This is a genomic window from Robertmurraya sp. GLU-23, from assembly GCF_052983275.1.
Window position 1 is genome coordinate 248,202 of the sequence record NZ_JBRKCV010000004.1, and the last position, 6,889, is coordinate 255,090.

A 6,889-nucleotide genomic window follows, 5' to 3' on the forward strand; every position below is an offset into this window, starting at 1 on the left:
ATATTAATATGTTACAAGTAATGTTGCGGAGGAGGAAATCAAATGAAAACGGCTTTAGTATTTGGGGGAACTAGATTTTTCGGAGTAAATTTAGTTCAAGAGTTGCTAAACAAAGGGGTAAAAGTTACGGTCGCAACAAGACAAAACAGTGAGATTCCGTTTGGGAATAAGGTTGAAACGCTCAAGCTTGACCGATTTGATTTAGATTCTGTGAAGGAAGCTGTAAGTGAGAGAACTTGGGATGTTGTATTTGATCAGATTTGCTTTAACTCTAGAGATGCGAGAATTGCCATTCAGACACTAACAGACAAAATACATACCTACATTTTCACTTCCACGATGTCAGTTTATGACTATGCTGAAAATGTGATAGAAGCAGAGTTTGATCCATATATCTATCCGATTTCTGACACTCTTCCAGACAAAGTAACCTATCAGGAAGGAAAACGCCAGGCGGAGGCGGTATTTTTCCAAGAGGCAGCTTTTCCTGTGATTGCTGTTAGAATTCCCATTGTTCTCGGAGAGCTTGATTACACGGAACGATTACTTCTACATATTAACCGAGCAAAGGAAGGGGGCGTGATCGGATTTCCGAACTTACAAGCCAAAATGGGTTTCATTCATCAAAAAGAGGCCGGCAACTTTCTTGTCTGGATAAGTGAGCAAAACTTCTCTGGCCCCATCAACGCCTGTGCAAACAACGAGATATCAATGGCAGATTTGATGGCACTCATAGAAGGAGAGGTTGGCAAGCAGGCTATTCTCCCAAATACTTTTGACCCGTCTGAACACTCACCCTACGGTATTGAAAACAACTGGAATATGAGCAACGCTAAGGCAATTGAGCTTGGGTATCGTTTTAGTAATCTTTCTGATTGGTTACCCGGTCTTATTAAGCAGTTAGCAAACTAATTTTTTGTTAAATTTGTTTTTTCTACATCTTTTTTCCACTTATGGGCAAAATAAAATACTGATATTGCTCAGGGAGGAATTTTAAATGAAGAAAGAGCTATTGTTTGCTTTTGCTGCCTTCTTTTTTATGTCACTGTCCGCGATTACAGGCGTATATGCAGTCGAGGAAGCCAACATGCTTGATAGTGTCATCGTCAAAGAACAAATGGATGTTACCGGAGATGGAAAACTTGATACGATATATGTGAAGGGTGAGCCCTTTGAGGAAGGCGCGATCTTTTTACGTTCCATAACCTTGGAAATCCTTTCGGCAACTGGAAAAAGCCATAAAATCAATCTCGAAGGTGGGTACGAACCACGAATAGACTTTAAAGATCTGAACAATGATGGCGTAAAAGACTTATTCCTTTCTGTTAACACGGGAGGAAGTGGCGGATTATCAAATCATTATTTATATACAGCAAAGAATGATCAGATAACAGATATAACCGTCCCTGAATCACTCGTTATTCAAACGTCTTTTCTAAATGGATATAAAGCCAATATGACTATAGAAAATACCAATGAGTCGTATCAGTTTGACTTAAGAAATAGAGCAAAAGATTACGAACGACTCGGATTATATCATAACGGTAAATTAAATGAACCCGCGGAACTCATGGTCCTTCCGTTTGGAACACTAAAGCCCGTTAAAGTGGCTGGGAATCAAACGGGCTTAAAAGGTTCACAACGAATTAGCGGTGCCTACAATGCGGATTCGATTGCTTATGTGGAGTCATCTTGGATGTATGAAAACGGAAAATGGAAGCTCCTTGATACGAATGTTATGGAGTTACGTCGGAATACAACGAAGAAGAAAAAATAGGCTGTTGTCACATTTAACATTCCATCACATAAAATACAGTAGTAAATATTATTTCATCATCCAGGGGAGTGAAGCTTACATGAGTAAGTTTGATCCATCTTTGTTAAATGTGACATACTTTCCACCAGCAACACCCTATAAACCTGTAGATGAGAGAAAATATACCTTAACGCACTCAGACGTAACAGGTGAGCTATTTTTAACTGTTGGATTTTGCTACGATTTAGATGCCATAAATAACAAATTTCGAGATGAAGTGTTGGCAGAGTGGAAACCTATCATGGGTCAATACACATTATTAGGGAAAGTGTATGTTAGTAACGGAGAATTTGACGAAAATTATGCAATGATTCGCTTTCACATTTTCCAAAAAGAGCTACCATTAGCACTAACAGCAATGGTATATGGTGACCAAAAATTCTATCAAAATTATCCATGGTTATTAGACTCACCAATATATATACAATTCGAGTCTTCCTACCCACAATATAACCAACACATGTACTTCGGCACTCCTAGATATTATTTAACAACCGCCCTACAACAGCGAGTTGTTTAACGGTCAGACCTGACACTCTGTTAGGTTTTTTGTTTTGGGAAGTACTTTTCACTCGTTAATTGATATCGACTTCTATACAAAAACAGAAAGTGGGGTAGACCTATTCGCAAAAATCTTTGAAAAGTACGCCCATCAGGTAAAAAGCAAGCACTCTATCGAAGATATAAATTGGAAATCCTCTTTAGAGGAACCAACATTCACGCAAACGTTTTCACGGGGCTTTTCTTGGAAAAAAGAGAAGCGGATGATTAATGGGACTGAGGTAGAGGCTGTACATATCATGAACTCGGCTGGGATACCCGATTCTAAGGATGGAGAAGGAATTTGGGAAGGTGGCCAATACATATGGGAACTGGCAAAACCGATAACTTTAAATGATTTTACATTTCAAACGGTACCATTAGAAATTCAGATAGAGTCCAACTTACGCAGAGAGCGAACCGATCGTGTAGCAGCCATCATACAGGCACTAAATCGGAATGGCATCAATCACGTATTATTAAAGCAAGCATTATCAATAAAGCACTATGAGCAAGTGAAAAATCAATTGAATCTATAACATCTGTATGAAATGATTAGTCATTTTTGACTGAGCGTTTTTTTGAAGAGATAAGTTGCATATAATCATATTATGTAAACTAAATTAATAATATTGAGCTGGATATAAACTAATGATCATTAGTATTATGTTGAGTGTTATAAAACAATTAGCTAACTTTAAATAAATAACTAAAGCAACTGATAATCTAGATACCAAACAGTTTGAATTAGCTGTGACACAGTTTAAAATACAACAGTGGTCTCAGATAAAAATCAACAAACCGTCTCACTATTTTAAGTATACTTAGCTATTGAGACCTCTTCCATCTCTCTTCAAAGAACTGTGTATAATAGATATTATGTAAACTAGAAACAAACTCAAACAGAACGATAATGACACCCTCTACTTTTTATCGGTTTATTCAAGATCAAATGATCAATCAAAGAGTGAAACCACGAACCATGCAATTTCGAATCTCGAGTTTGAAATCATTTAGCAGCTACTGTTTACAGATTTTATGGCAGGAATCAAGGCCCCCAAATCAGATTCCAAGCTTCCTGTATGAATATGGAAGAACTCAAAAAACTCTTTTCCTTCCTTGAGTCCCATACCACCCAGCCACTCGACCTTCGAAATGAATCGATGTTCAAGCTACTGGCAACGACCGGTATGAGACGACAATTGGGAAAGGGAAAAAAGAACGCCTCCTTCCCCTTCATAGTATGATGCTGCCTTTGTTAAAGAAGTATAAACATTCGTTACAGGAGTATCAGGCGCATCCAAAAGAGCCTGTGTTTCGAAATATACATGGGAGGGCTCTTACCCCTCAAGGACTTCAAGTCATCTTTAAGGACGGCCTTAAGAAGGCTGGCCTCCCTCCTCATCGGTTTACCTTACACCATTTGCGTCACACGTTTGCTACCCTGTTATTGCTGCAAGTAAAAAAAGAGGCTGGCGCAACACCCCCACTTTCAACTAAAGCAGCCGTCAGTTTAACAACTTCTTTAAATCAATTCTTGTATAGGTTTTATTATAGGTAGTACCATCATCATTATAAAATAGGACCCTTTTTAAATATGGTTCAGAGATTGCTTCGTAGCTATGTTTGCGAATTAACCTTATCATTTTGGTATTTTCAATTAGATCAACACTCACAAATATCTCAGAATAGCCTAAACTCTTTGCTATTTTCTCTCTATACATAATTAAATCTGAACCTATACCATTCCCCCGATAATTCTCTTTTACATATAGGTCACTTAATTTAGGAAACATAGTGCCATTTAATTTCAAAACTCCAAAACCTAATATAATTGAATCTTGTTCAGCAATAGCCAAATATGCTTCCTTTTTTGCACAGGTTCTTTTATTATTAAGCAGTAAATTTCAATTACCTTTAATTCAAATGCATATATTTAATGTATAATTATTTAATCATAAAAAAATGGAGGTTAGTTTATAATGCCATTATCAAAATCAATTATTAACCCAAGTGTTAGACTGGCTACTTCTCCACCACCACCGTTTCTGCTCATAAACACGCTTATATTTAAAACAGATTAAGAATCTGCGAAATATAAGCTGTTTCGCAGATTCGAAGGAGTAGAAAATGAAATCTAACATTCAGTTTATATTATCGATGGTTATTTTTGGAACACTTGGTTTAGTTGTAAGATACATTGACTTATCTTCGAGTGAAACAGCATTGTTAAGTAGCTCAATTGGTTGTCTCTTTTTAATTCTTGTATTCTTTTATCAAAGAAAAACTTTTACCTGGAAAAAGATGAAGAGGAATTCGTTAGTTCTTTTGACATCAGGAATTGCCTTGGCAGGAAACTGGATTTTTCTTTATAAATCCTATGATTACACATCTCTCGCAAATGCTACACTAGGTTATTATTTTGCACCTGTTTTTGTGATGTTACTTTCACCGATTGTTTTAAATGAACAACTATCATTTAAAAAGGTGATATGTATTGTTATAGCAGTAATAGGTATGATGTTCATAGTGGGAAATGGAATAAGTGCATCTGGAACAGATGATGTACTTGGAATAATTTCGGGATTGGTTGCAGCAGCTTTTTATGCAACATTAATGTTGTTAAATAAGTTTATTAAAGGTATTAATAGGTTGGAAGTAACTATTATTCAACTTGCTACTACAGCTTTTGTTCTTCTACCTTACGTTCTTATTACAGAAGGGTTTAACATCCTAAATATATCTATATCCACCCTCCCTTTTATCATTATACTAGGAGTTATAAACACAGGAATAGGGTTTTGGTTGTTTTTCTCTGGTATGGAAAAATTAAAAGGTCAGAGCATAGCAATGTTGAGCTATGTCGACCCATTGGTAGCTATTTTAATCTCTGGGTTAATTTTACTAGAGCAGTTCACATTAATACAAATCATAGGTGGAATTCTCTTATTAGGTTCTACTTTTGTTAGTGAATTGAGGTTCAGCAAAATACAGAAACATTCTCTATTGTGATAAAGAAAAAAGGATAATACCTTCATTTAGGTATTATCCTTTTTGTTCAATAAAACTACTGATGCAAGACTCCATTGACGATCTATATTAAGCTAACCCGCTTCGTTAGTCAAACCTTTTATCAATTTTCCGAATAACTTTGAAGTTAAATAAAAGAGTTAAGAAAATTAATGGATATAGTAAACCAGAATACCAAAGTCTCCATCCATTGTAGTAAAAAAAGTAGGTTTTTTGACAAAGCCATTCAAAAGTAATTGAGAATAAAGTCCATACCAAGAAATAAAAAAGTTTTTTCATTACACTTTTATTCCAAGGATAGTAGTTAAGGAATATCAAGTTTATTGCAGGAAAGTACATAAATACAGCCAAAAGTTTTTTCCATTGAAACCCTTTATCAAAATATCCATTTACATTATAATGCAAATCGAATATTACATCTGTTGTTATCCCGAAAAGAAGAGCAAAAACAGACGTTGCATAAATTTCAATTTTCGTAAGTCGCTTCCTCATAAAGAATACAAATATGTTAAGGCATGTAAAAAATACAAAAACTAAAAGCCACAAAATTTATTCTCCTTTGTTTAACGCTTAGTTTTATCAAGTAATCTTATTTTTCCCTAAAGTGGACAAATATTCTTTTTAACACTGCTGTCTCGTTAGTTCAACAAAAAAAGATTGCATAAAATTGCAATCTCACTCTGTAACTCTTAGCTTCTTTAATTTAAATCCCATTACGAATTAAAACTAATGCAGTGCAGAAGTTATCTTGACTATAAAAATTCTAATACCGAATATTTCAAAGCCAAACCTTTCTCCTAAGATACCCTTGTTCGGTTACTAGTTCATTTTTAAGTAATTCCATTTTTATCTCGTCTTCTAAATCTCCAAAACATAATTTACCTTTGCAAAAAACAAAAATAATTTTTGTTTTTTAGTCATATTTGCCCCTATTGCATACTTAAAATGGTACAGGTTCGTTGGTAAATATAATAATTCTTCAACCCGTGATGAATATTCCTTTTCTACCAGGTTCAAAGAAAAATAGATACAGCAGAGTACGGTTAAAGAAGAAGTAAATAGTGGAAAACTTAAAATCGTAAGTCAAAAAGAAGAATTCCAACCGTTTTATTCCCATATGTTAATAAAGAAGAAGAAGTGGTTATCCCCATCAGTCGAAGCTTTTGTTGAGGTTGTATTAAACTCGATAAGTAAGCATGATTCTAAAATTAAAATATAAACTAGCCACTAGACAACGAAGAGCCAATTTTGAAAGTGGCTCTTTATTTTTTTAGCATCGCTACTGAAGAAATTAAGTTTTCCTATTAATATATAGTCTTCTATTAACCATTTCTACATAAGGAAAATGTTTTTATTCTCATTATTTAATTCCATAAACCTCCCTCAATAAACAAAGTGAAAACTCGCGTTTTCTCCAGTATTCTCAGTATTTTATAAATTGTAATTTTAGAGTTTAAGCTCGATACTATGGTTGGATTTATCTCGTAAGGATAAATTTGGAGC

At 34.9% G+C, this 6,889-nt stretch carries 8 protein-coding genes and 1 pseudogene; 7 read left to right on the plus strand and 2 right to left on the minus strand.

Going from position 1 to position 6,889, the window contains the following annotated elements; genetic code table 11:
* The first annotated feature begins 42 nt into the window (after positions 1–42).
* The 5 genes from ACVBAX_RS10320 (at position 43) to ACVBAX_RS10340 (ending at position 3,917) form a co-directional block, all read left to right on the plus strand.
* Entirely contained in the window at positions 43–912 is an 870-nt protein-coding gene (locus ACVBAX_RS10320; RefSeq protein WP_447116947.1) for an NAD-dependent epimerase/dehydratase family protein, read from the plus strand.
* 85 nt (positions 913–997) lie between these two features.
* A complete protein-coding gene (locus ACVBAX_RS10325; RefSeq protein ID WP_447116948.1) occupies positions 998–1,777 on the plus strand; it encodes a hypothetical protein in 780 nt (259 codons plus the stop codon).
* A gap of 79 nt (positions 1,778–1,856) precedes the next feature.
* Positions 1,857–2,336 (plus strand): staygreen family protein, encoded by a 480-nt coding sequence (locus ACVBAX_RS10330; protein ID WP_447116949.1) that lies wholly within the window; start codon positions 1,857–1,859, stop codon positions 2,334–2,336.
* 34 nt (positions 2,337–2,370) lie between these two features.
* Entirely contained in the window at positions 2,371–2,895 is a 525-nt protein-coding gene (locus ACVBAX_RS10335; protein ID WP_447116950.1) for a hypothetical protein, read from the plus strand.
* Between the two features lie 707 nt (positions 2,896–3,602).
* Entirely contained in the window at positions 3,603–3,917 is a 315-nt protein-coding gene (locus tag ACVBAX_RS10340; protein WP_447116951.1) for a tyrosine-type recombinase/integrase, read from the plus strand.
* Here the strand turns inward: ACVBAX_RS10340 and ACVBAX_RS10345 are convergent.
* Positions 3,865–4,257 (minus strand): GNAT family N-acetyltransferase, encoded by a 393-nt coding sequence (locus ACVBAX_RS10345; protein WP_447116966.1) that lies wholly within the window; start codon positions 4,255–4,257, stop codon positions 3,865–3,867. The two genes, ACVBAX_RS10340 and ACVBAX_RS10345, sit on opposite strands and share 53 nt — an antisense overlap.
* A 229-nt stretch (positions 4,258–4,486) precedes the next feature.
* On the opposite strand from ACVBAX_RS10345, the gene ACVBAX_RS10350 reads away from it, so the two are divergent.
* Positions 4,487–5,368 (plus strand): DMT family transporter, encoded by an 882-nt coding sequence (locus tag ACVBAX_RS10350; RefSeq protein WP_447116952.1) that lies wholly within the window; start codon positions 4,487–4,489, stop codon positions 5,366–5,368.
* 105 nt (positions 5,369–5,473) lie between these two features.
* Here ACVBAX_RS10350 and ACVBAX_RS10355 read toward each other — a convergent pair whose 3' ends face one another.
* Positions 5,474–5,878, minus strand: coding sequence for a CBO0543 family protein (locus ACVBAX_RS10355; protein WP_447116968.1), 405 nt, complete (start codon positions 5,876–5,878; stop codon positions 5,474–5,476).
* Between the two features lie 547 nt (positions 5,879–6,425).
* On the opposite strand from ACVBAX_RS10355, the pseudogene ACVBAX_RS10360 reads away from it, so the two are divergent.
* Positions 6,426–6,605: pseudogene (locus tag ACVBAX_RS10360) on the plus strand (LysR family transcriptional regulator); the annotation flags it as partial.
* Between the last annotated feature and the right edge of the window lie 284 nt (positions 6,606–6,889).

Bases quoted from the DNA above. Each gene is read 5' to 3' on its own strand.
- ACVBAX_RS10320 (WP_447116947.1), top strand. From the start codon at position 43: ATGAAAACGGCTTTAGTATTTGGGGGAACTAGATTTTTCGGAGTAAAT.
- ACVBAX_RS10330 (WP_447116949.1), top strand. From the start codon at position 1,857: ATGAGTAAGTTTGATCCATCTTTGTTAAATGTGACATACTTTCCACCA.
- ACVBAX_RS10355 (WP_447116968.1), bottom strand. From the start codon at position 5,878: ATGAGGAAGCGACTTACGAAAATTGAAATTTATGCAACGTCTGTTTTT.
- ACVBAX_RS10350 (WP_447116952.1), top strand. From the start codon at position 4,487: ATGAAATCTAACATTCAGTTTATATTATCGATGGTTATTTTTGGAACA.
- ACVBAX_RS10340 (WP_447116951.1), top strand. From the start codon at position 3,603: ATGCTGCCTTTGTTAAAGAAGTATAAACATTCGTTACAGGAGTATCAG.
- ACVBAX_RS10325 (WP_447116948.1), top strand. From the start codon at position 998: ATGAAGAAAGAGCTATTGTTTGCTTTTGCTGCCTTCTTTTTTATGTCA.